The sequence below is a fragment of the uncultured Endozoicomonas sp. genome (genome assembly GCF_947495845.1).
Taxonomy (GTDB): Bacteria; Pseudomonadota; Gammaproteobacteria; order Pseudomonadales; family Endozoicomonadaceae; genus Endozoicomonas.
Map to the genome: position 1 here is coordinate 58,837 of NZ_CANMAO010000008.1, position 23,509 is coordinate 82,345.

23 protein-coding genes are annotated in these 23,509 nt (G+C 47.8%); 14 read left to right on the forward strand and 9 right to left on the reverse strand.

Annotation, left to right across the window (positions count from 1 at the left end):
- Nucleotides 1–14 precede the first annotated feature (14 nt).
- The 12 genes from flgL (at nucleotide 15) to Q1B11_RS08095 (ending at nucleotide 11,520) form a co-directional block, all read left to right on the forward strand.
- The gene (gene flgL / locus Q1B11_RS08040; protein ID WP_299730352.1) at nucleotides 15–929 is read left to right on the forward strand and encodes a flagellar hook-associated protein FlgL; all 915 of its coding nucleotides are present in this window, start codon (nucleotides 15–17) and stop codon (nucleotides 927–929) included.
- A 95-nt stretch (nucleotides 930–1,024) separates the two neighbouring features.
- Nucleotides 1,025–1,333 (forward strand): flagellar biosynthesis anti-sigma factor FlgM, encoded by a 309-nt coding sequence (gene flgM, locus Q1B11_RS08045; RefSeq protein ID WP_299730355.1) that lies wholly within the window; start codon nucleotides 1,025–1,027, stop codon nucleotides 1,331–1,333.
- Nucleotides 1,305–1,862 carry a flagellar protein FlgN gene (locus Q1B11_RS08050; protein ID WP_299730358.1) on the forward strand — a complete coding sequence of 186 codons (558 nt, stop codon included), beginning with the start codon at nucleotides 1,305–1,307 and terminating at the stop codon, nucleotides 1,860–1,862. The genes flgM and Q1B11_RS08050 overlap by 29 nt, the downstream gene beginning before the upstream one ends.
- Complete coding sequence (locus Q1B11_RS08055; RefSeq protein WP_299730361.1) at nucleotides 1,862–2,728, forward strand: OmpA family protein; 867 nt, start codon at nucleotides 1,862–1,864, stop codon at nucleotides 2,726–2,728. The genes Q1B11_RS08050 and Q1B11_RS08055 overlap by 1 nt, the downstream gene beginning before the upstream one ends.
- Before the next feature lie 395 nt (nucleotides 2,729–3,123).
- Nucleotides 3,124–3,438, forward strand: a complete 315-nt coding sequence (gene fliE, locus Q1B11_RS08060) for a flagellar hook-basal body complex protein FliE (RefSeq protein WP_067515254.1) — start codon at nucleotides 3,124–3,126, stop codon at nucleotides 3,436–3,438.
- A gap of 60 nt (nucleotides 3,439–3,498) precedes the next feature.
- On the forward strand, nucleotides 3,499–5,172 hold the full coding sequence (gene fliF, locus Q1B11_RS08065) for a flagellar basal-body MS-ring/collar protein FliF (RefSeq protein ID WP_299730368.1): 1,674 nt from the start codon (nucleotides 3,499–3,501) through the stop codon (nucleotides 5,170–5,172).
- 37 nt (nucleotides 5,173–5,209) lie between these two features.
- The gene (gene fliG / locus Q1B11_RS08070) at nucleotides 5,210–6,229 is read left to right on the forward strand and encodes a flagellar motor switch protein FliG (RefSeq protein WP_299730371.1); all 1,020 of its coding nucleotides are present in this window, start codon (nucleotides 5,210–5,212) and stop codon (nucleotides 6,227–6,229) included.
- Nucleotides 6,230–6,244: 15 nt separating this feature from the next.
- Complete coding sequence (locus Q1B11_RS08075; protein WP_299730374.1) at nucleotides 6,245–7,015, forward strand: FliH/SctL family protein; 771 nt, start codon at nucleotides 6,245–6,247, stop codon at nucleotides 7,013–7,015.
- Nucleotides 7,012–8,373, forward strand: a complete 1,362-nt coding sequence (locus Q1B11_RS08080; protein ID WP_299730377.1) for a FliI/YscN family ATPase — start codon at nucleotides 7,012–7,014, stop codon at nucleotides 8,371–8,373. The genes Q1B11_RS08075 and Q1B11_RS08080 overlap by 4 nt, the downstream gene beginning before the upstream one ends.
- A complete protein-coding gene (locus Q1B11_RS08085; RefSeq protein WP_299730380.1) occupies nucleotides 8,363–8,773 on the forward strand; it encodes a hypothetical protein in 411 nt (136 codons plus the stop codon). Before Q1B11_RS08080 ends, Q1B11_RS08085 begins: the two co-directional genes overlap by 11 nt.
- Before the next feature lie 95 nt (nucleotides 8,774–8,868).
- Nucleotides 8,869–9,573: a flagellar basal body P-ring formation chaperone FlgA gene (flgA, locus tag Q1B11_RS08090; protein ID WP_299730383.1), complete on the forward strand. Its 705-nt coding sequence runs from the start codon at nucleotides 8,869–8,871 to the stop codon at nucleotides 9,571–9,573.
- Between the two features lie 132 nt (nucleotides 9,574–9,705).
- Complete coding sequence (locus Q1B11_RS08095; protein ID WP_299730385.1) at nucleotides 9,706–11,520, forward strand: N-6 DNA methylase; 1,815 nt, start codon at nucleotides 9,706–9,708, stop codon at nucleotides 11,518–11,520.
- A gap of 15 nt (nucleotides 11,521–11,535) precedes the next feature.
- Here the strand turns inward: Q1B11_RS08095 and Q1B11_RS08100 are convergent, their stop codons facing one another.
- From Q1B11_RS08100 to Q1B11_RS08135, 8 genes are all read right to left on the reverse strand, one after another.
- Nucleotides 11,536–11,913, reverse strand: a complete 378-nt coding sequence (locus tag Q1B11_RS08100; RefSeq protein WP_299730388.1) for a nuclear transport factor 2 family protein — start codon at nucleotides 11,911–11,913, stop codon at nucleotides 11,536–11,538.
- Nucleotides 11,914–12,268: 355 nt separating this feature from the next.
- A complete protein-coding gene (gene fliP / locus Q1B11_RS08105; protein ID WP_299730391.1) occupies nucleotides 12,269–13,018 on the reverse strand; it encodes a flagellar type III secretion system pore protein FliP in 750 nt (249 codons plus the stop codon).
- Nucleotides 13,019–13,414: a flagellar motor switch protein FliN gene (fliN, locus tag Q1B11_RS08110; protein WP_299730394.1), complete on the reverse strand. Its 396-nt coding sequence runs from the start codon at nucleotides 13,412–13,414 to the stop codon at nucleotides 13,019–13,021.
- Nucleotides 13,407–14,435, reverse strand: a complete 1,029-nt coding sequence (locus Q1B11_RS08115) for a FliM/FliN family flagellar motor switch protein (RefSeq protein ID WP_299730397.1) — start codon at nucleotides 14,433–14,435, stop codon at nucleotides 13,407–13,409. The genes fliN and Q1B11_RS08115 overlap by 8 nt, the downstream gene beginning before the upstream one ends.
- Nucleotides 14,436–14,541: 106 nt before the next feature.
- The gene (manA, locus tag Q1B11_RS08120; protein WP_299730400.1) at nucleotides 14,542–15,723 is read right to left on the reverse strand and encodes a mannose-6-phosphate isomerase, class I; all 1,182 of its coding nucleotides are present in this window, start codon (nucleotides 15,721–15,723) and stop codon (nucleotides 14,542–14,544) included.
- A 2-nt stretch (nucleotides 15,724–15,725) separates the two neighbouring features.
- The gene (gene ptsP / locus Q1B11_RS08125; RefSeq protein ID WP_299730403.1) at nucleotides 15,726–18,257 is read right to left on the reverse strand and encodes a phosphoenolpyruvate--protein phosphotransferase; all 2,532 of its coding nucleotides are present in this window, start codon (nucleotides 18,255–18,257) and stop codon (nucleotides 15,726–15,728) included.
- A gap of 57 nt (nucleotides 18,258–18,314) precedes the next feature.
- A complete protein-coding gene (locus Q1B11_RS08130; RefSeq protein ID WP_299730406.1) occupies nucleotides 18,315–18,629 on the reverse strand; it encodes a fructose PTS transporter subunit IIB in 315 nt (104 codons plus the stop codon).
- A gap of 173 nt (nucleotides 18,630–18,802) precedes the next feature.
- Entirely contained in the window at nucleotides 18,803–19,660 is an 858-nt protein-coding gene (locus Q1B11_RS08135; RefSeq protein WP_299730409.1) for an AraC family transcriptional regulator, read from the reverse strand.
- Between the two features lie 287 nt (nucleotides 19,661–19,947).
- On the opposite strand from Q1B11_RS08135, the gene Q1B11_RS08140 reads away from it, so the two are divergent.
- Both Q1B11_RS08140 and Q1B11_RS08145 read left to right on the forward strand, forming a co-directional pair.
- Nucleotides 19,948–21,003, forward strand: coding sequence for a PTS fructose transporter subunit EIIC (locus tag Q1B11_RS08140; protein ID WP_299730412.1), 1,056 nt, complete (start codon nucleotides 19,948–19,950; stop codon nucleotides 21,001–21,003).
- 30 nt (nucleotides 21,004–21,033) lie between these two features.
- Nucleotides 21,034–21,345 carry a PTS fructose-like transporter subunit IIB gene (locus Q1B11_RS08145; protein ID WP_366139444.1) on the forward strand — a complete coding sequence of 104 codons (312 nt, stop codon included), beginning with the start codon at nucleotides 21,034–21,036 and terminating at the stop codon, nucleotides 21,343–21,345.
- 53 nt (nucleotides 21,346–21,398) lie between these two features.
- Here Q1B11_RS08145 and flhA read toward each other — a convergent pair whose 3' ends face one another.
- Nucleotides 21,399–23,495, reverse strand: a complete 2,097-nt coding sequence (gene flhA / locus Q1B11_RS08150; protein ID WP_299730415.1) for a flagellar biosynthesis protein FlhA — start codon at nucleotides 23,493–23,495, stop codon at nucleotides 21,399–21,401.
- Between the last annotated feature and the right edge of the window lie 14 nt (nucleotides 23,496–23,509).

Genomic DNA, 23,509 nt, shown 5'->3' on the forward strand with positions numbered 1-23,509 from the left:
TTAAGGGGATCAAAGTGAGAATCAGCACAGGGAACTACAACCGGCTCATGGTGCAGGTGATGCAGAACACCATGGCGGATTTAGCCAGAACCTCGGATCAGTTAGCCACTGGCAAGCGGATTCTGCAACCTTCCGACGATGCGGTGGACGCAGTTAAAGTTCTGAGATTGAATAATGAACTGAATGCCATCGGTCAGTATGAAAATAACATCAGTTCAGCCAGGGGCTGGTTACAGCAGCAGGATGTTTTGTTCGGTGGCATGAACGATTTGTTGATGCGGTCCAGAGATATTCTTCTGGAGGCAGGCAACGGTTCACGAAGCAATGCCGATCTTGCGACCATTGCTGATGAATTGTCCTCTCTGAATGAGGCTTTGCTGAGTCAGGCAAATCATCGAACAGCGGATGGTCAGTATTTGTTTTCAGGAACGACCACGACACAGGAGCCCTTCACGTTAGTTGCCGGTGACTATCTATACAACGGTAACAGTCTGCATCGTGAAGTAGAGGTCAATGGATCGACAACCGTTCAGCTAACTCAGCCAGGGGATGCGCTTTTTGTTGATGCTGCTGCCATTGCTCCGTTGCCAGATACAATTTTTGATGCACTTGCCGCAGCGGTAACAGAGCTGAACACGCCTACTGCAAATCTGGATACAGTGGTTGCCGACACCATTATCTGGATTGATAACACCATGGAGCGAATTGGTTCTGCGCAAACGCGAGGCGGCAGTGAGTTAAATCTTCTGGATCAGATTGGTGGTAGTCATGGAGACATCAAATTGTTTGCTCAGCAACTGACGTCCAGCCTGGAAAATGTGGATTTTGTGGAAGCCACTACCCGATTGAATCAACAGCAAGTGATTTTGTCGGCCAGTCAGCAGGTGTATGCCAATATCAAGAATCTTTCGCTGTTCAACTATTTCTAAGAATTTAAGTTGCTCTTGATTTAACACGCTTTTGATTTAAGAAGAGCGGTGATTTAGCCGATGTTCCTACAGAACGTTCTCGGGAGCAGGTTGTAATGTCCAGCATAAAAGGAACCGGTGGTAAGAAAGCCGGTGCAGTCAGTGGAGCAAAACCGCGTGTTGACAAAAAAACAGGGGTTAGCAGTGCCCCGCGTGTTGCCGAAGATCGTTTGAATGTCAGTGCCTCAGCCCAACAGATTGATGATCTTTTTCAACAGTTATCGGATCTGGATGATGTGAATGCCGCCAGAGTGAAAAGTGTTCGCGAGTCGATCAAAAAAGGAAATTTTCCCATCGATTATCAGCGTTTGGCTGATAAAATTCTGGAACTCTCTGATGAACTCAATGCTGAAGACGACGACTGATGCTAAGTTAGAAAATGCCTCGAATGTTGCTAATACGGATCGTGTATTACAAGATCATTTCCAGAAAATGCTCAGTAATATTCGTGATGCTTTGGCCTTGTCCAGAAAAATGGAAAAGGTTCTGGAAGCGGTCCATCAGAAAATGCTGAGTAGGAACATTGCCTCTCTGGAAGTGTCGCTGGAGCATCAGGTTCGCATACTGAACATGCTGCAAATGAATGGCTCTCTTCGAGAGCATTACCTGAAACAGTTTGGCTTCAGTAATGATAGCGCTGGCATAAAGCAGTTCTTCAGTCTTATGAAACAGCAGCCTGCTGTTGCCCCGGTAGAAGCGTATCAGACACTGGGGAAATATTGGGATCAGTTAGAACTCTCTGCCAACCGTTGCCAGCAAGTCAATAACGCCAATGGTCGTTTATTGGCTCGGCTTTCAGCCAGTACCCGAAAAATTATTGAACTCTCTTTCTCAGGACAACCCATTGCTACCTATGATGAGCATGGGGTGCCCGTTAATCCGCTGGCAGAATAATGAAGAGTCGCTATGCCGCAGTTATTATCGGCGCCGTAATTTTTCTGCAGATAAGTGTTTTTGCAGACGCCCCTCAGACGATTTATTACCCTCAGGTACTTGAAGATCATCAATGGTCCATGAACAAGGAGCATGGATTTTACTGCATTTTATCAAACCCGGTGGCTGGTTTGGGTGATCTTCAGCTGATTGCCGAAGCCGGTGAAGTTGAGCAAATTGCTGTTGCTCCAGACCCCTTTCAAAGCGAGCATCGCCAGGTATCTGTGGCGATTACTTCACCTCCCTGGTCGGTGACACCACAACATATGCCTATTGCCAACGCCAGTATCCCCGCGGGTGATTCTTTATCTATAGATATCAGCATGGTGAATGTTCTGAAGGCATTTCATGCAGGGCAACAGCTACAACTGGTGGTGGACGACAATAATGGACCTTCGGTCATTGTTCAGGTGCCTGCCTTGAATATTATGCCGGTACTTGAGCAGTTTTACCGCTGTATGGACGATTTGCTGCTGTTGAATTTTGAACAGGCAAAACACAATACCTTTTATTATCCGTCCGGCGGTAAACGACTGGATGATGATCAACGACAAATGTTGCTTCATATTGCTGAATATGTGGTGGCAGATCATAACGTTGATCGTATCACCATTGATTCTCATACGGATTCTTATGGTGATGAATTGGTCAACCGGGAGCTTTCTAAAAAAAGGGGGCAGCTACTGGTGAGTGAGCTGCAAAAAATCGGGGTTCCTGCGGGTAAAATCCTGATGCGATTTCATGGTGAACGCTACCCTGTGGCTGATAACAACACCCCTGATGGGCGAAACAGAAATCGCCGCGTCGAGATTCGGATAACTCGTTAAGCCAATGTCTTTTTCTTCCTAAACTCTGTCAATCCAACGTCGATATCCTTTCAGAGCCTGAGAAAATCTCAGGCTTTTTCAGGGTCTGTTGACGTTTCGTTGCGTGCTCAGCGGATCAGGGCGCTCCTATAACTAGGCGCAGCATCGCAGGAATGCTTATTGCCTTTCAAGATGCTGGAACGACGTGATAGGGGCGCCCTGATCCGCCCTTCGGGTGACTCAGAAAAACGCCACCCGCTTTGTCAGGCTTGCTTGGCGTAGAATGACTACGCACGGCGCAAACCTTTCGCGCGCTTGACGTTTTTCTGAGTCACTGAGTCTCGCAACGAAACGTCAACAGACCCTAGCACTTTGAAAAATACTTGCTACCAGACTTTCTGGAAGACGGAGCGATTATGGAAATCAAAGGATTGGCCTCCAGTTTGGTAAACCCGGTCAGAACTGAACGGCAGCCATCAGTATTACCTTCCGATTTAAGCCGAAACGATGTCCCTGATTTTACGCAGTTGATGAAATCCGCCATGGACCGGGTGAACGAGTTGCAGCAATCCGCATCGACTCAGATGCATCAGGTGGATACCGGTGAGTCTCAGGACTTGCTGGGAACGATGATTGCCACCCAGAAAGCCAGCATTTCTTTTCAAGCGTTGATGCAGGTGAGAAATAAGGCAGTAGCAGCCTATGAAGAAGTTATGCGCATGCAGGTTTGAACAGCGGTTCTGGCAAACACGCTAGACAAGGCACGCTAGATAAGGAAAGTGGAGTGAAGAATGGCTGAAGCGACAGCAGACGGTTTACAGGAAACCGGGATTGAAGAAGAGCAAGCAACATCTCAGCTTCAGCTGTGGCGCGAGCGGGTTCAGGAATTTCTGCAAAAGAATAAAGGCTATCAGACTATTACCCTGATCATGCTCTCCGCTGGCATTGCCCTGTTGGTGGTGCTTTGGCTCTGGTCACAAACCGCCGATTATCAGCCTTTGTACGGTAATCAGGAGCTTTACGAAGTGTCCAGCATTGTCGAAGTGTTGGAGCGGGAAGGGCTGAACTACACGCTTCATCCTGAATCCGGACAAGTAATGGTAGACGCCGGTCAACTAAGTCAGGCGAGAATGAAACTGTCGATTGCCGGGATTCAGGCACGATCACCAGAAGGTCTGGATACGCTGGATCAACAGGAACTGGGCGCCAGTCAGTTTATCGAAGGTGTCCGCTATTTAAGAGGATTGGAAGGCGAGCTGGCGCAAACCATTATCAGTCTGAAGTCGGTGCGAAATGCGCGGGTGCATTTGGCCATTCCCAAACAAAGCAGCTTTATTCGGCGCAAAGAAAAGCCGTCAGCGTCTGTCTTTGTCAATTTATTCCCGGGGTATCGACTGAGCGTTGAGCAGGTGGAAGGTATCATCAATCTGGTGGCAACCAGCGTTTCCAACATGAACAGGGAAGATATCTCTGTTGTTGATCAGAGTGGCAGGTTGTTATCTACAGAAGCACTCGAAAAAAGTGGCGCTCTTGGCGAAGTGTCCAGACAGTTTGATTTTAAGCAGGAAGTGGAAGCCCGCTATCAAGATCGTATCAGCCACCTACTGGAACCTTTGGTTGGCCCAGGCAATTTCCGGGCACAGGTGACCGCCAGTGTGGATTTTGAAAAAGTGATTCAGACCGTAGAGCAGTTTGATCCAGCGACAGCGGTGGTACGAAGTGAGCAAGGAAAAGAGCGCATCAATACCGGAGGGCCAGCGATAGGCGTTCCAGGCACATTAAGCAATCAGCCTCCGGCAGAGACGGATGAAGAAGCGGAGACCGAGAACAGCAGTCAGTCGGAATTTGTGCGCAATTATGAAGTGGACAAAGTAACCCGCCAGGTATCAAACCATCAGGGACGTGTAGAAAAACTGAGCATTGCTGTCGTTTTTAATGATCAGGCTGAAGGTGCTGTTTCTGGTGCCGTAGCGGAGTGGGATCAGGCCCGGCTGGACAGTATGCGTCAGATGATTATTGATGCGACAGGATTGGATCAGGTAAGAGGTGATCAGATCAGTATTCATACCGCACCATTTGTTCCTGTTGAAGGTGCTCCGGACAGCACGATGGCATGGTGGCAACAGCCACAGACGCTGTATTACGTGAAATACGGCTGCGGTACGTTATTGGCGATTTTAGTGTTGTTCTATTTGATTCGACCATTGATGCAACAAGTCACGGTCAACTTGGAACCACCAAAAGAATTATTGCCAGCGCTGGCAGAAGGGCATGGTGAACTGGCTCATTTAGAAGAAGAGGATCCAGAGAAGCGGCGAGCCATGTTTGATGAAAGCTTCCATCTGCTACCACCGGAACTGGCGGATTTTGAAACTCAGGTGACCCATATGAGAAAGCTGTCGGTTAAACAGCCTGAACGGGTAGCGCAGGTGATTCAGCTGTGGATGAGCAATTATGAGACGTAGTCATTGATGACCGATAAAAAAGAGAATAAATGAAAACATGAGTGAGAATCGTGATCTTGCCATTAGGCAGCCAACAACCAGAGACATTGCCATCCTGATGCTCAGCCTTGGAGAAAAAGGGGCTTCAAGGGTGTTGGAGCATCTTAGTCAGCGAGAAGTCCGGCAGGTTAGTGCTGCTATGGCGACCATGGCGCCCTTAAAAAGGGATCAGGTTCAGGAAGTGTTGGATATCTTTTTCCACACTTATCGATACGACAGTGGTCTTACGGGATCATCCCGTGGCTATTTAGACAAAACCCTGAAGCTGGCACTGGGCGATAAAGAAGCCAAAAACGTCATGGACTCCATCTTTGGTGATGAAGACACCACATTGGAAACTATGAAAATGATGGATTCCGCGACGATTACCGAGTTGATTGCCGGCGAGCACCCTCAGCTTCAAGCCGTAGTACTGACTTACCTTGGGCCGGAACAGGCAGCAGAGGTACTTCAGCGTTTACCCGTTGCCAGTCATCAGGATTTGTTATCCAGAGTGGCCCGCCTTGAAGAACTGCACCCTTCCATTCTGCAGGAACTGAACCGGATGTTTGATGACAATATTGGTCGTCTCAGTACCAGCCAGAACACCACGGTCAGTGGCTTACGTCAGGTGGCGGATATCATGAATCGGATGGGTGAAGGTACGGTTAAAAATGTGCTGGGTTACTTCAAAGAGCAAGACAAGAAACTGGCAGAGAAAATTGAGCAGCAGATGTTTGTCTTTGAGCATTTGACGCGGCTGGATGAAGACGTAATTCGTCGCATTGCCAGTGAGGTCAGCCAGGATATTCTTGCGCTGGCATTGAAAGGTGCTCCTCAGGATGTGATGGATGCCATTGTTGGTACCATGACCAAGCGGGCTTCGAAATTCCTGTTAGAGGATATTGAAAACCTCGGTTCGGTGCGTGCCAGCCAGGTTCAGGGTGCCCGTAACGATGTATTGAGAATTGCACGGCAGCTGGCGGCCAGTGGTGAAATCGAGCTGAGCTTTAATGAAGATGAAGAGATGATTGAGTAACCTTATGAGGCTTCCATGAAGAGCAAAACCAGAATCTGGCAGCCAGAAACTGCGGCTTATCAGCAGTTTCATTTTCCTGCGCATGAAAAGAAAGGGCGGCCTGGTCAAACTCAAAAAAACGGTCGCGCAAAAAAACACAGTCCAGTTACTCCTTCTGAAACCCCGATAATTCCGGAACATTCAGTGGCTTCTGAAGCCAGCCAAGGGACGATAGAGAAAGTACAGGAGCAGCACGAAGCAGAGCTTCAGAGTATGGAGCAGAGGAGTTATCAGCGCGGCTACGATGAAGGACGTCGCCAGGGTTTTGAAGAAGCATCCAAAAAAATCGCCAGTCAGACCCAGCAGGTTTCAGAGCAGCAGAAGGCACTGGTAGACAGTTTGCACCGTGAAATTTCCGCCGTTAAAAACAATACTTTGCAAAATCGGGAACAGTTGTCGGTATGGCTTGGTCAGGTAGTAGAAGAAGTCTGTCGTCAGGTGGTTCGAAAAGAGATGGAAACCAAGCCAGAGCTAATTGTGGATATTATTCGCCAATCCCTCGAGCTGGTGCCAGAAAGCAACAGTTATACCATACAGGTATGTGATCAGGATGCTGAGCTGTTGAGACGCACCAAGCCGGATTTTGGGGCGCCATGGCAGCTGGTGGTTACTGAGAATTTAATGCCCGGTGACTGTCGAATAGTTGCCAGTGAAGGCGAGGCGGAAGCCAGGTTGGATAATCGATTAATTCAATGTCTGGATATTATTAAAGCGTCTCTGGTGGAAGATCTGGAGGCTGTCTCTTGATCAATGAGCTTCCGGAGGTATCAGCAACGACAGCCAATTCCATGATCGGACGGCTTCGCAAAGTGCCGGTCGCTTCATTGACAGGACGGGTTGCTGCAGTGAAAGGCATGTTGTTGGAAGCAGTGGGTGTTCGCCTGCCGGTAGGTCAGCTTTGTCATATACGCTCACGGTCTGGTGATGGATTTGAGGCAGAAGTCGTCGGCTTTAATGATAAAACCTCCTTGCTAATGTCGCTTTCGAACCATCAGGATGGCATCTCACCCGGGGATTTAATCGTTCCTGTGCCGGTGAATCAGGGCGTTTCGGTGGATAGTTCACTGGTGGCTCGCGTTGTTGATGCAATGGGTGAGCCCCTGGATAACAAGCCATTGACGTTAAATGAACGAATCCCCGTTTTACCCATACCATTAAATCCCATGAATCGGGGGGTTGTGGATAAACCTTTGCATGTAGGTATTCGGGCGATTGATGGTTTATTTACCCTTGGGCGCGGGCAGCGTATAGGATTGCTGGCTGGAAGTGGGATTGGCAAAAGTACATTGTTGGGAATGATGACCCGCAATACGCAGGCTGATGTGACGGTGGTTGGCCTTATTGGTGAGCGCTCAAGGGAAGTTAAAGAATTTGTTGAGCATACCCTTGGCTCCGAGGGGATGAAGAAAACGGTCGTTGTTGCAGCCCCGGGAGATGAATCACCAGTCAGGCGCATTCGTGCTGCCAATTATTGTCATCGGATTGCTGAGTATTTCAGAGATCAGGGTAAATCGGTGCTGCTGTTAATGGATTCTTTGACTCGTTATGCTCAAGCGCATCGAGAGATCGCCTTGACCATGGGTGAGCCGGCAGCGTCCAGAGGTTATCCGCCATCTGTCTTCAGTAAAGTGCCAAATTTGATTGAGCGATCCGGACCGGGTGCAGGCAATGGTTCGATTACTGCCGTTTATACGGTATTAGCGGATGGGGATGATTTGCAGGATCCAATCGTAGACTGTGCCCGTTCTGTACTTGATGGGCATATTGTTTTAAACCGGGAACTGGCAGAAAAAGGTCACTTTCCGGCGATAGATCTAGAGAAATCGCTGAGTCGTGTTATGCCGCAAGTCACCTCTGAAAAGCACGGGGTATCTGCACAGAACTTTCGTCGTCTTTTTTCACGTTACAACCATTTTCAGGAATTAATGGCCATTGGCGCTTATCAGGCCGGTGCAGATCCGGAATTGGATAAAGCCATTGAGATGCGTCCGGCCATGGAACGATTTCTGCAGCAAAGTCGTTTTGAGCAGTTTGATCCTGAAGCATCTATTCGGGTATTAGAAACCATGCAGCTAACTCGGGAGGGGGCAGCGAGTGGCAGATGAACAACAACTCAAGCGACTGCACCGAATGATGGAATATAAGTCAAAAGACTTACAAAAAAACGTTGCTGTCACCAGTGCTGGAGTGGATGGTTTAATCAATCAGAAGAAGATGGTGGATGACAGTAATCATCAGAGTCACTTGCAGCAAGGTGAGCGACTAAACGCCCTGTTGTGCTGGAATCAAAATCAATTTTCATCACTACTCAGCGATGTGGGTCACCTTATTGATGAGAAAATATTGGATCATCAAACTAAATTGAAGGCATTAGAGTATGAGCTGACTGTTCAGCATAGAAAAATGAAAGGTGTGGATTTGTTATTACAGAAGAAAATAAAGGATCGAATGAAAAAGCATAAGCGCAATCTTGAGCTTGAAATGGAGGAGAATCTGCAGCGTTAAACATAGAACATATAATTACCTTCCTTATAAACCTTTTCTGATTATTTAAGTCTGTGATAGCCTGATTACTGAATGCACAATGCAAGGATGCAGATATGTCATTCAGTACATCACGATTTTTAGTCGTTTTTTTTATGTTCACGTTAGCCGCCAATTTTGGCCAGGCTTCATCAAATGACCCTGTTTCTCAAAAAGTGATGGGGTTTCTTAATACCGCTGTCCAGAAATTCTTGCAAAAGTACCCAGAGGCAACGCACACCATAACCCTGCGGCCATTCAAGGGAAAGCTGGAAAACTGCCCTCAAGACTTACAAATCAAGAGTAATATGGCGCATAAACCGCCGGTTGGTGTTATTCGATTAAATGTTGAATGTCCGGGCCTTTGGAAGACCTATGTCGTGGCTGAGGTGGAAGTATTACTTTCCGTGGTTCTCAGTCAGCAAAATCTGAGCAGGGGGGATGTTATCACCGCTGGGCTGCTTCAGGTGCAGCGTATCTCAATGTCAAAATTGAGAGGGCGTTATTTTACCGATGTCCAACAATTAGAGGGCCGTCAAGTTAACCGTGCTATTCCTGTTGGACGGGTTATTCAGGAGACGACATTGGTGCCTCAATACCTGGTTCATAAGGGGAAGCCAGTTTCTATTCAATCCGGTAATGGTGCTCTTTTTGTCTCGATGATGGGGGTTGCTTTGGAGAGTGGTTTACTGGATGACGTGATAAGAGTGCGAAATCGCTCTTCTGGCAAGATTATTGATGCGCGGGTTGTTTCGGAGAATAAAGTGACGGCAGGGCTTTAATTCGTCCCTGAAATAACTAATCAACAGCTGACTAAGGATTTCTGCAGAAAATTAGACAATCAGCAGATGATTAAAAGTATCTGACTGAAATTAAACTTTTCCGTTGATGATTAATCACCCAGGGAGGGGGAGATGGGAAAGGAAATCGTAAATGCATTGACGCCAGATCCGCTGTTACAGCAGAACTGGTATCCAGACTATCTTCATCTATTAAGCCAGCTACTGACATGGTGCTTTCTCAGTGAACGTCGGGAGTTGAGCGAGGCGATTCGATTTAATGACCACTTGATGGATGAGCTGCATGGACAGTCGGTGACGGAAGTTCTCTCTTCTCAGTTGAAGAGAGTGCTTGAGTTTCGAACTGACTCAGTATGGCTATCAGCCTGGTCAGATCATGATGTCTATTTGCGCTCAATACCGCCGGCAGAAGTTGAGCGACTGTTAACGTCTGTGATCACCGCCAAGCGACATAACCTGATTAAATTTGATGAGCTGCCCTATATTCTTTATGAAAAATACTCTGAAACCAGCCCGGTTATTCCCATTGAACTCAGAGAATTAATTACACAGATAATTGCTCATGTGCCTCAGGACACACTTTACCTGACAGGTGATGAAGGTTTTGGACTTGCACCTCTTTTTCTTGGAAAGCAATTCCAGATATTTTCGGAGCAGCATTGCGCTGAGTCGATGCATTCACTAATAACATTGTTGAGCTATCAAATTACATTGCGCGTGGGTGATCCGGTTCTATCGCCCGGGTTTTTTGAGCAAAACCGATTGCGAACGTTTGCTTGTGGCGTCGGCGTACTGTTACAGGATCATCGTTATAAACAACATGAAGTCAGGGATTTATTTGGTCGGTTTGAGCCGAATACCCGATTGAGAGAGATGTTATTTATTACTCATCTTCTAAAGCAGTGCGCAGGGGAGTCCGTCGTTCTGGTACCTGGTCGATTTTTGATTAAAAACACGACGGAGCATAAACGGTTCCGGCAGTATCTGGTGAGCAATGGTCGGATAGATACCATTGTTCGTCTACCAGCCGGCTTATTACCCGGGCGGGCTCAACCCTTATTTTTGCTGCGTTTTTCTGAACAGGCAACGGATAATATCCGACTGATCAATTGCGACCATGATTATTTTAAAGCGGTGGCAATTAAAAAGCGTGGAGAGGCAAAGTTTCAATTAATGCACGGTGATGTACTGATGGAAGAGCTGAGCTCGACGGAGAATAGTCAGTTTTGTACTCAAGTGTCTTTGTCAGAGTTACGGGCAGAGCATTTTGCCGATATGCCTTTGGATCCAGCGTATTATCTTGGTAAAAACCGGACTGTGGTTATCAGACCCGGCAGTAGTGCCGTGAGAGGGTTGTCATCAACGTTTGATGTCATTCGTGCCCAGGCTGTCAAAGGAGCAGATAGAAGCCATGAGACGGATACCCGGGTTTATCTGGAAGTGACGGTTCAGGATATTAACGATGCCGGTATTATTGATCAGCCAGCCCGGGAAGTTCATGTCAGCCCGGATCGCCTGAAAAGAGCAGAAGGACAAACACTGCGTGCGGGGGATATTTTGCTGGCTATCAAAGGTCAGGCTGGTAGGCTGGCGATGGTTCCTGACGTTTGTGGCAATAACTGGATGGCAGGGCAGTCCTTCGTCATTTTACGACAAAAGTCTGGTAACGTGCTTAAAAGCCCGGTTGTGCTTTTTCGTTTCTTGAAGTCGGAAACGGGACAGAAATTGATTCGGTCAATTTGCACGGACGATGTTGTGCCATTCATTCACAGTCAGGACCTGAAGCAACTACCTATTCCTCAGTGGTCTGAGTTGGAGCAGGAACAGGCCTGTATGGCTCACGAGGAGATTCTGAAATTGTATGCCCGAATGAAGTTTTTTCGGGAAAAGGCCGAGTTGGTTGAGCGGGAAATACTAAGAGAAGCATAAGCTTCTCTTAAGAGCTTATCGCTCACCCTGAACTTCAAAGTCATCGCTTTTCAGGCGGGCTTTACCATCAGTATCGATAATCCAGTGCTCGCGATGAACGACACCGTAAGCTTTGTTCATGGTCCATTTTGCCGTAAGGATATAACCGTCATTGTCTTTCTCAGGCTCCCAATGGACATCGGTGTAATCAACATCTTTAAAACCCTGATCCATGATGCCCTGCCAGAACTCCTCAATAGCTTTGCGGCCTGTAAACGTTCCGAAGGGCCGCGCCTCCATGACTGTATTTTCCAGATACTGTTCTGAGCAGCCCTTAGCATTTTGTGAATTAAATGCTTTTTGCCACTCCGCAATACCGACCTTACAGATATCCAGCATTTCTTGATCAGGCATGATTTTTTCTCGCTAGAAAAAGAATGATTATATACCCGTCGACTTTCAAGTTGCTACTTTGTTGGCTGCGCTCGCTCACCCCGATCACCTACTATTTGTAGGCTCACGGGGCTTCGCTCACTTGCCGCCGCGTAGCAACTTGAAATCCTTTGGGTATAGGTGTTATTGCAACGCTCGCGTACTCAAATTGCACCAACAATGAAACGAAGTAGTCTACTGAACATGTTGACAAGAAAATCCAAAATACCCATATCCATGCCGGGATATCGATAATAGATGTAGTATGCGTAGATACTGAGCATAAAAGCGATGGCCAGCATTAGAATGATAAGGGCGTACGTCCATCGTTTCATAATCAGAAAAAACTCGATGCCATGGTGCCCATGATCATGGCCCAGCCATCCACCAGAACAAAGAGCATCAGTTTGAATGGCAGGGAAATCATTTGTGGCGACAACATGATCATACCCATGGCCATCAGAACACTGGCCACCACAAGGTCGATCACCAGAAAGGGTATATAAATAATAAAGCCGATTTGGAAGGCCGTTTTTAGCTCACTGGTCACAAAGGCGGGTATTGCGATAGAAAGCGGTGTGCTATCTATGTTCTGTGGAATCTCTTTGTTGGCAATGCCATAAAACAACTGAAGATCGGTTTCCCGTGTTTGTTTCAGCATAAAATCTTTTACAGGAATGCTGGCTTGTTTTAATGCCTCCATCAACGTGTAGCTTTCTTCCAGATAGGGCGTGATGGCTTCTGCATATATATTTTCAAATAAGGGCGTCATAATCAGTAGCGTCAGAGCCAGTGTTATGCCCAGAAGAACCTGATTCGGCGGTGTTTGTTGAAGACCCATGGCCTGACGAAGAATAGCCATGACAATAATGATGCGGGTGAATGAGGTCATCATCAGCAGCGCAGCCGGGATGAAACTCAGCGCCGTCATGAGAATCAGAATCTGCAGGCTGGCGCTGTACTCGGTAGTGTCACCGTCATTGGTGATTGAAATGAGAGGCAGGCCGGATTCCGCCAACCCGGGTAACGGAATAGCCAAGAGAACGACCGGCAGCAGCGTGAAAACTAACCAGAGTCTTCTATTCATTCAGGATACGTGTTTCAGGCGCTCGGATTCACTGACTACATCCAGAAAACGAATTCCGTATTTATCATGAATAACCACCACCTCTGCATAGGCAATTAACTTACCATTGACCATAACTTCCAATGGCTCCGATGCTTCTTTTTCCAGCTCAACAATGGAGCCTTTATTAAGCCGCATTAAATCACCAATGTTAATTTTGGTGCTGCCCAGTTCCAGTGACAACGTGACAGGAATGTCCAGAATCATGCCCAGATCGCTCATCGCCTGAGGCAGGTTATTGCTTTCATCAGAGGCCGGAGCCGACTGTTCAGATTCCAGGCTGTCCTGAAAACTTACACTGGCCGCATCAGACGGCATGTTGTCGTCTTCATGTTCGTTATCATTTTCATCATTCATAGACTTCTTTCTCCTCTGGCTTTTCTGACTGATAAAAGTCAGAGCTTCTATCAGCATCTTCGGTGTGGAGTTTTTTTGTAATTTTCATGGCAAGAGAGCTCTGTACGGAACAGACAGACGCTTTGAAGGTTGGTACGCCAGCCACTTTGACGGTGACGCTGGGAGGAATATCCACCTGAATAATCTGACCAGGTTTAAGGCGCATGACGTCTCTCAGGCTGACATCGACTTCACAAAGCCTGGCGGATAAATCCAGAGGTGCCTGCATCAGACCCTGCAGCATGTTCCGCTGCCACTGCGGATCCTGCTCTGCTACTTTGAATGCCTGCAGTTTTTCTCTAACCGGCTCCAAAGCCTGATAAGGCATCACCAGATGAAAGCTGGATGTATTGTTTCCAAGTTGCAGGGTGAACTGGCTGAGTAGAATGATTTCTGTATCAGACCGGAACAGCGTAGAGATCGGGCTGTTATAAGTCTCAGCCAGTTTGATTTTGAATGAAAGGATACTGCTCCAGGCTTCGGTTTGTTTATCTGCCGATGCTTTGAGAACCCGGTTGAGAATTCGTATTTCAGCTGTCGTTAGTTCCTGGCGTTGTGGGCTGAGAGTCTCGCCGGTGCCACTGAAAAAGATATCCACAAGTGAAAACAGCATGGGCGATTCCAGTGCCATAAAGCCAGAACAGCGCAGGGTGGTGGATTTATAGATGTGTTTCAGGTCTGGCGTGGATTCATTGGCCAAATAGTCGCCCACTTGTAAGGAGTCAACCCGATCAAATTGGACGTCAATGTTACAGCGAAAGATACTGCTGATAGCATGACGGAATAGCTGAGAGAACCGCTGATTAATTAGCTCAAGCGTCGGCAGTAAATCATGAATCTTATAATCCGGATTCGTCAGATCATAAGTTTCCAGATTCTGAAACTCAGATGAAGAGTGAACCTTTTGAACTTTTGGTGAACCTGAAAGCGGCGAACCTGAAAATGCATTGCCGTTCAGATGAGATTTTGTTTTCCGATCCATGGAAATCCCGTAAGGCCACAACTCAATAGTTGACTAATTCAAGATACCGTTATCAGTGGATAAAGACAAACGTCTTTCATGGCTCAATCCCTGAGCCATGACTGTTTTACCACTCGGGCAGGTTGGAACTGGCAACAAATATCTGGCAGTTACCGGTAAACTCAATAGACAAAGCGATGTTGGCTGCAACAAATGCACTTTCACCTCGACCTAGTGTCACATCGTTATTGATGGTAATCACGCCATCCATAACCAGAAGTACCATCGGTTGCGAGCGAGACCGCCAATGTTGTGCAGTGCTTTCGGAGACGATGACTTTTTCAAGGGAGAAGTCGGTGACCGGAGCAGAAAAAAGAAGTCTGTCGTCTTCTCGGGTCGGACTGCCTTTTAACACCAATGGCTCAACCGCTTCAGTGCTGATAACAGACAATAATTCCGGTACATCAATATGCTTGGGAGTGAGTCCTGCTCGCAGCACATTATCGGAATTCGCCATGATCTCAATGTTCTGGCCATAGAGGTAAGCGTGAGGAATCTGAGCATCCTGAAAGATGCCTTCGCCTTCCTGCAGAAAAACAAGATTCATCAGGTAGATCGAAATCATACCAGCATCAAGCTGATTATTGGCATTGGTGACTGCTTTTAAAAACCAGTAATCCGGTGAGTGTCTGCTAGGCTCTCCGATACTGCTCAGTCGTTCTGCCAATCGAGACATGGAGTTGAAAAGAATGTCATCAGGATGCAGCATTATTTTGCGATAAAATGCATCCATACCCTGAGATTCCAGCTGATCTGCCAGCTCTATCAGTTCCGGGTGTTGTCTCAGACATTGTGAAGCAGATGACACTGATCGAAACCCATGAAGCAACCAGAAATCACTGAGTGCCACCATCAACTCTGGCTTGTGATTCATATCCCGGTAGTTTCTTTCGGGAGCATCCAACGGTACTCCATCTTGTTCTTCCCGAAGATATCCGGCACGGGCCTGTTCCAGCGTTGGGTGCACCTGAATGGAAAGCATCTTTTCCACATCCAGTACTTTCAGTAGGAATGGCAAAGTAGCAAAGTTTTCCATGACGGCTTTGCCCAACATGGTTTCACCGTTATCACTGATCAGCACTGAAAGGCTATTGCCGTTTATCAGAGAAGGTGCTTTTGGATGAGCGCCGAGCCAGAGTTCTGCCCATGGCTGCTCATCCAGTGGCTGTTTAATCAATTCTGGGAGATATTGATGGCCGCCCCAGTCATAATGTTGAACACAGCCCTGAAGTGAGAAAATTCCTGACATGATCAGAGCTCCAGTTCCTGGCTAATGTAGGCCATCAGTTCTTGCTGACTCTGGCAGGTAGCCAGGGTATGACGGAACTCATCTCGCATGATTCGGCGTGCCAGCTGCGCAAAAATCTTCATGTGAGTGTTACCGGCATCGCTGGCACGGACTGTTAACATAAAGACCGTATCTGTAAGCACATCGTCGTCTTCATTCCAAAGTACTGGTTCTTTCAGCTTCATAATGCTGATGGTGTTGGCGCCAATGGTGTCGGATTTGCAGTGAGGAATGGCAATGCCAAATCCGAGCATGGTGGGGGAAATGTCTTCTCGATCCCAAATAGCAGTTTCTGCACCTGCACTATCTATAAGGCGTTCATTGATTTGCAGGTTATCAATAAGCGTTTTGATCACTTCTGCCTTACTGTGACATTCAGCGTCAAACAAGATGGTATCCAGGGTCAGGATTGGCAGGTTTGCAGAGGAATTTTGGCGATTGCGCATTAACAAAGTACGTACGTCATCTGCCGTTTCAAGTGTCAGAGCTTCACAGAGAAGAGACTTGCAGTTGTCAGCATTCAGGGTGCTGATGGCTTCTTTAACCTCCGGAATTCGTGGTGATCCAAGGCTGATTTCATCCAGACCCAAACCAATCAACAGTGGCATATGGATCGGGTCACCAGCGAATTCCCCACACATACCCACCCAGGAACCGGCTTTATGAACTTCATCAATAATATGCTTCAGCTGCCGTAAGAATGCTGGATTCAGAGAGTCGTAGAGATTTTCTACATAGGCATTGCCACGGTCGGCTGCCAGGAAATACTGGGTCAGGTCGTTACTGCCGATGCTGAAGAAATCCATGTAACGAGCCAGTTGGTCAATGACGAAAGCACAGGACGGAACTTCCAGCATCATGCCCAGCGGAACGTTCGAATTATGGGTGATTTGCTCTTCATGCAGAGATTCAATCACCTCATTAAACGTCTTTCGCAGCCACTTGGCTTCTGCGACAGTGGCCACCATGGGAATCATGATTTTGCACTGACCGTAGTTTGCTGCGCGGAGAATGGCACGAAGCTGGGTTTTGAAGTAGTCCAGGTATTCCGGATAGATGCGTACTGCGCGGTAACCCAGAAATGGGTTTTCTTCAGTGCCGATATTGAAATAATCCACAGGCTTGTCACCGCCAATATCCATAGTGCGGATAATGACTGGGCGATCACCAGCGGCTTCCAGAGCACGACGATAGATATCAACTTGTTCGTCTTCAAAAGGTGCCTGGCTTCGATCCATATAGAGCATTTCTGTACGAAACAGACCAATGGCTTCTGCACCGTTATTGAAGGCAGTTGTCGCTTCTTCTGCGCTGGCAATATTGGCGGCAACTTCAATGGTCTGGCCATCTTGAGTCGATGCCTTTTCACCGAGAAAGCGTTGACGTTTAATCGCCAGACGATCCTGCTTCAGATTTTCCAGTTGATAGTACCGTGCGACAGCAGTAGAAGGATCAACAATCAGCAGGTTGTGATTGGCATCAAGAATACAGGCTGTACCTGCAGGAACGTGACTGCCTGCCTGTTCAACGCCAGCCAGCACTGGGATGCCGAATGAACGAGCCAGAATCACGGTGTGAGAAGTGGAGCCTCCGGATTCCAGAATCAATCCTTTAAGTTGCTGGCGATCCAGTGCCAGAAACTGGCTGGGTGCCAAATGAGCAGCAATACAGATACTGTCTTCTGTCAGGGTGGTATCCGATGTGCGGAAGCTTTCTGCACCATACACTTCACAAATAAGACGACTGCAGACATCGCGAATATCTAATACACGTTCACGGAGGTAGGTATTTTTTGAGGTAGCCAGTAGCTCTGAATAATAACTCTGTGTTGTCAGAACACTGTTTAAAATCGATTCGCCACTCGACAGCTGGCTGTGCAACTGGCTGATCAGCTCCTGATCGCAAAGCAGTGCCATGTGAGCTTTGATAATGGCTTGCTCTTCACCAGAACTTTGCTCTGCCTGATGCTCCATAACGGCCAGAAGATGTTGGCGGGCTTCTTCAAAACGTGCCGTTTCAACATCAATAGCACCTATCTCAATATTTTCTGGGTTCAGCGCCAGCTCTGGTTCACCAAGATGAACCGCCTTACCTTTTGCCATGCCTGAGCTGACGGCTGTGCCCGGCAGGCTGTTCATAGTTTCCTGACGGAGCATATAAGGCAGAGGTTTCTGGTCAGTATTGAGTTCTGGCAGAGCGTCGTCACAATGAATAAAGTCTCCTTCCAGAAACTGCTTGAGTAGTTGCTCAGCAGAGCTGGCTGTCTCCTGCTCAGGAAAGCTGTCAATGGAAAAAAGGCACTGGTCGTGTAGAGCAATGTCACAGGCGATCATTGATAGAACGCTGCTGGCATCCGCCACTTTCTGGTTCCGCAGGTTAGTGATGGACACTCTGCAACCCAGTGTTTTTACCACTTCGGTAATGGCATTAGCTGGGCGGGCGTGGAGTCCGTTAGGCAGAGGAAAGCTGAATTCGAAAGTGATTTGATTAGTCATAATGATGTCAATTTGTCGGTAATTCGATAGCCACTGTTTTTTGTAATGAAGGAGTGTTCAGGGTTGAAGCAATCCATCCAGAATGTCTTGAGGCGTTGTTAAAATGTCGTCAATGGAAACGGTGATGGTTTTGAGTTGGTGAAAGCGATCAACGTCATCAATCGCCACATCATTGGTCAAAATCGCCAGATCGGCAGAGCTGAGATCGGAAAGAGTAATCGGGTTGAGAACACCCAGTGCACCCTGAGTTTCTACTTTGATGGTGTGTCCTTTTGCCCTGGCGCAGTGTTCCAGAACATCCGCAGCCATATAGGTCTGGGCGATGCCGGTAGAGCAGGCGGTGACGGCGACAATATTCAACGCTTTATTCATAACGGACGACCATGGTTAATTAATGGTCGTTATCTTATGAATCAGAGGTATTAATCGAAATCCTAAAAATCCATCATTGATGGTAAAAAGCTACCATCCTTGTTTGCCGGGGCGGTTAATTGAAATAATGTTGACAAAGATCAACATTATTTCCCATGCGAGATTTGTCCGGTTCAACTGCCATAGCTGGCACGGTATTCGCCCAGCGTCATGCCGGTATGGCGACGGAATACGCGGCCCAAATAACTGCAGTCTTTAAAACCGGTTCTTATGGCAATGTCAGCCATGCTCATCTGATATTGGCTAAGCAGCATTTTTACCCGATCTATTCTCACCAGTGTCAGATACTCATTAAAGCCCAGCCCGCCTTCTTCCCTAAACAGACGGGAAAGATGGTTAGGAGAAATATTGTATTCCAGTGCAACCGTTTCACGGGTGATGCCCGGGCCGAAATTTTTCTGGAGATAAAGGGTAATCGCCCGCCATTTATGATGAGTTGCTGATTGCGCTGGTTCTATTAACGCTTCTGTTTTCTCACGACAGTAACGTAATAACCCTTCAGCAACGCACTTGGCGGCTGTTCCCGGTCGTTGGCTGATGGCCAGATCATTTAGGATTTTTTCCAGATAGAAACCTTCATGCTGGAGAGGCTCATTTATCGTGGCTTTATTGACGGAAATTTTTCCATCTTTATCACCGTCAATGGTGCTATGGGTAAGGCTCATGCCCACTTGATAGTGACCAAACAAGACAGTAAGAGCACGGCAATCTGTGTGCCAGTCTGGTAGATCCCATGTCTGACTGGGGATAAAAATTATTTCCCCCTTTTTTGCGACGATATTTGTATGTTCCCCCTGATAGCCAATCATCGTCCGGTATTCACCTTCCAGCACATAGATAATGCGGGAAAATTTCACCAGAAAGGCATTTTCCGGGTAGGTGTCGGTGTGTGACGCAAACCAGACTTTTTGGCAATGGGTTGACTGAAGAAAATGGTCAATGTGTGGGTTAATCTGATGAAAGTTATTCACAAAGGCATTCACAAAAGAAGCTCAAAGCAGCGCAGTACGTATCTTATTAACAACTGACCACAGTTAGTTGACACAAATCAACAAGCATTAAGAATCCTGAAGAATGTTACAAAAGTACTGCGTCTGAATCATTTCGCAGATTTCTGACCTTTTGCATCTCCTTTATATTTCGCCTCGATGTTGGGTTGGGTTAGATCCTGTTCAGGTTTGACAAGTGTCTGTGATAACCCTGCTCAAAATACTTTTGAATGACCGGACGCCGGATTTTTCAGGCCTGGGGGGAAACCATGAAAAAAGACCTCGCTATTTTAAAGCGGCACCTGCTGACTGGCACCAGTCACATGCTGCCGTTTATTGTTGCCGGCGGTGTGCTGCTGGCGCTTTCTGTTATGTTGAACGGTAAAGGTGCGCAGCCGGAAGGTATCTTCCTGACGGGTATCTGGGATATGGGTATCGCAGGTTTCACCCTGTTTATTCCGGTTCTTGGTGGTTATATCGCGTACTCCATTGCTGACCGTCCTGCGCTGGCTCCCGGTATGATCGGCGCCTATCTGGCAAACGCTAACGGTACTGGTTTTCTTGGTGCCATTGTCGTTGGTTTTCTGGCGGGTTATGTCGTTAATCAGCTGAAAAAGATACCACTCCCTAATAATATGAAGGCAATTTCTACCTACGGAATTCTGCCAGTAGGCGGCACATTTATTGTGTCTGCGATTGTTATCTGGGGGATTGGTCAGCCTATCGCTTCCCTGATGGAAGGTTTGAATGGCTGGCTGTCCAGCATGGGTGGCGCTTCTAAAACCGTTCTTGGTGTGATTCTGGGTGGTATGACCGCATTCGATATGGGTGGCCCAATCAACAAGGTTGCCACTCTATTTGCCCAGACTCAGGTGTTTGAACATCCTGAACTGATGGGTGGTGTGGGTGTTGCTATCTGCGTGCCTCCTCTGGGTATGTTCCTGGCCACTCTACTGTCCAAGAGCCGTTACAGTGACGAAGAGCGTGAAGCTGGCCGTGCCGCAGGTCTGATGGGTATGATTGGTATCACCGAAGGCGCCATTCCTTTTGCAGCTAACGACCCTTTACGTGTAATTCCTTCCATTGTGGTGGGCGGTATTGTGGGTAACGTCATCGCATTCCAGATGGGCGTACTGAACCACGCACCATGGGGTGGCTGGATTGTGCTGCCAGTAGTTGAAGGTCGTATGGGTTATGTTATTGCAACCATTGCCGGTGCTGCAGCTACTGCTCTGATGGTTAACTTCCTGAAAAAGCCTATTGAACAACGTGCCACTGAAGAATCTTCTGTCAATGATGACGAACTGGTTCTGGAATTCGAATAAATTCGACGTTTACGTTTGAGAGATACGATTATGAAAATGCTTGCTGTTACTTCCTGCCCATCCGGTGTTGCCCATACTTACATGGCGGCAGAAGCCCTTGAGAAAGCTGCGAAAGAGAAAGGCTGGGAAGTGAAGGTGGAAACCCAGGGTTCTTACGGAATTGAGAACCGTATCGAGTTGGACGAAATCAGTGGCGCGGATATCGTAGTGCTGACCAAAGATATCGCCATCAAGGATGAAGACCGTTTCCGTGGCAAGCCAATCGTACGGGTCGGTGTTGCCGATGCAGTGAAGAAAGCGCCTCAGATTATTGAGCAGATTGCGAAAAAACTGCAGCACTGATAGTGGTAATCTCGGGTAGCCATGGACTGGCTATCTGAGTTCTTCCCGCTCTATTATCCTACCTTGCCCACAATGACGACTTCTTTATTCTCCGGTATCTCATTAAACGACAATACATGCATGCCTTCGGTGCAAAGCCTTGCATAACGGGCCATGGCTGGACGAATTGAATCATTCACCAACATGATGGGCGGTTTGCCTTCGGCGATCATTTTGTCGGCAACTTCTGGCAACTGTTGCTGCAGCTGTTCTGCTATGCCGGGTTCAAGAGGAAGGCTATCTGGTGAGAAATGATTGTTTTTAATAGCCTGCTGATAACTTTGCATCAGAATCTGTTCCAGCTCAGGGCTCATGGTAATGGCAGGCAATGACTCCTGACTGCCTACCAGGTTTTGAATAATGGCGCGACGCAGCGCTACCCGAACTTCTGCCGTTAATTGCCAAGGCTCTTTTTTGTTCTCTGATGATTCCAGAAGGGTAGAGCCGATGGTTCGGATATCACTCACTGGCACATCTTCCAATAACAATTCCCGGAGTACTTTGGAAAAGATGCTGATGGAGATTTTCTTGGGGATAAGTTCATCCGCCAGCTTGGGCGAATAGTGTCGTAATTTATCCACAAGCTGCTCGACCTCATCATGGCCGAGCAGTTCACTGGCGTGTTCATCGATGACTTTGTTTAAATGCGTCGCCATGACACTGGCAGGATCCACCACGGTGTAGCCAAGACCTGATGCGTGATCTCGTTCACCGGGTTCAATCCACAGGGCATCCAATTGATAGGCAGGGTCTTTGGTGGGCGTTCCGTTGATGTCGCCAAAGACTTCTCCGGGGTTTATGGCCAGCAGCATACCCGGATCCACCTGACCTTCTGCCACAACAACGCCTTTTAATTCGATGGTATAGGCGTCGGGTTTCAGGCTTAGATTGTCTTTTATATGGACGCTGGGAATCAGAAACCCCAGTAGACGTGATTGGCTTTTGCGAATGCCTTTTATCTGGGTCAGCAGTTGTCCGCCTTGTTTTTCATCCGCCAGAGCGATGAGGCGAAACCCCAGCTCCATCTTTAATGTATCCACCGGTGGGATGTCGCCCCAGGACCATGGCGTTTCAACTGATGTCGGGTCGGGCTTATCCGATTCATCGGTTGTATCTGAAGCAACATTTTTCCGCAGCCACCAGACAATCAGTAACACCAATGCGCCGAGGCCGGTAAACGGCACCAGCGGCATACCGGGTACTAAACCCATAACGATCAAAATAGTGCCGGTGAGAATCATGGCTTTTGGGGAAGAGAGCATCTGCTCTGAAACCTGGTTCCCCATATCTGCGGATTCAGACACCCGGGTGACCATCATGGCGGCGGCTGTGGATAACAGTAATGACGGGATTTGAGCCACCAAACCATCACCAATAGTGAGCAGGGCATAAACGGAAAAGGCATCCCCAGCGGATAGGTTGTGAGCCAGTGTTCCGATCAACATGCCACCAATAATATTAATGGCAAGAATCAACAAGCCGGCCATGGCATCGCCGCGGACAAATTTACTGGCACCGTCCATGGAGCCGTAGAAGTCTGCCTCCCGACGTACATTTTCACGACGATCACTGGCGCTTTGCTGGTCAATAATGCCGGCGTTGAGATCGGCGTCGATGGCCATCTGTTTGCCGGGTAAGGCATCCAGTGTGAATCGGGCAGTCACTTCGGATATACGGCCAGCGCCTTTGGTGACCACCACAAAGTTGATAATTACCAGAATGGCGAAGACCACGAGACCAACAACGTAGTTGTTGCCGATCACCACTTCACCAAAGGATTGAATGACCTTTCCGGCAGCGTCCGCACCGGTATGACCATTCAGCAGAACGACTCGCGTCGAAGCAACATTCAGTGCGAGCCGCAGCAAAGTAGACACCAGTAGAATGGTTGGAAAAACGGCAAAATCCAAAGGTCTAAGTGAGTACACGCTTACGAGTAGGATTAGTAATGAAAGGGCGATATTAAAGGTGAACAGTGCGTCCAACATAAACGGTGGCATGGGCAAAGTCACCATGGCCAGTGTCATGAGCACGACGATTGGAACCCCCACCCGGAAACCGTTGGTGCGTGCTGAGAGTTCTCCAAGCAGGCGTTGAGCTTCCCTGATCATTGTCTGAAAATCCG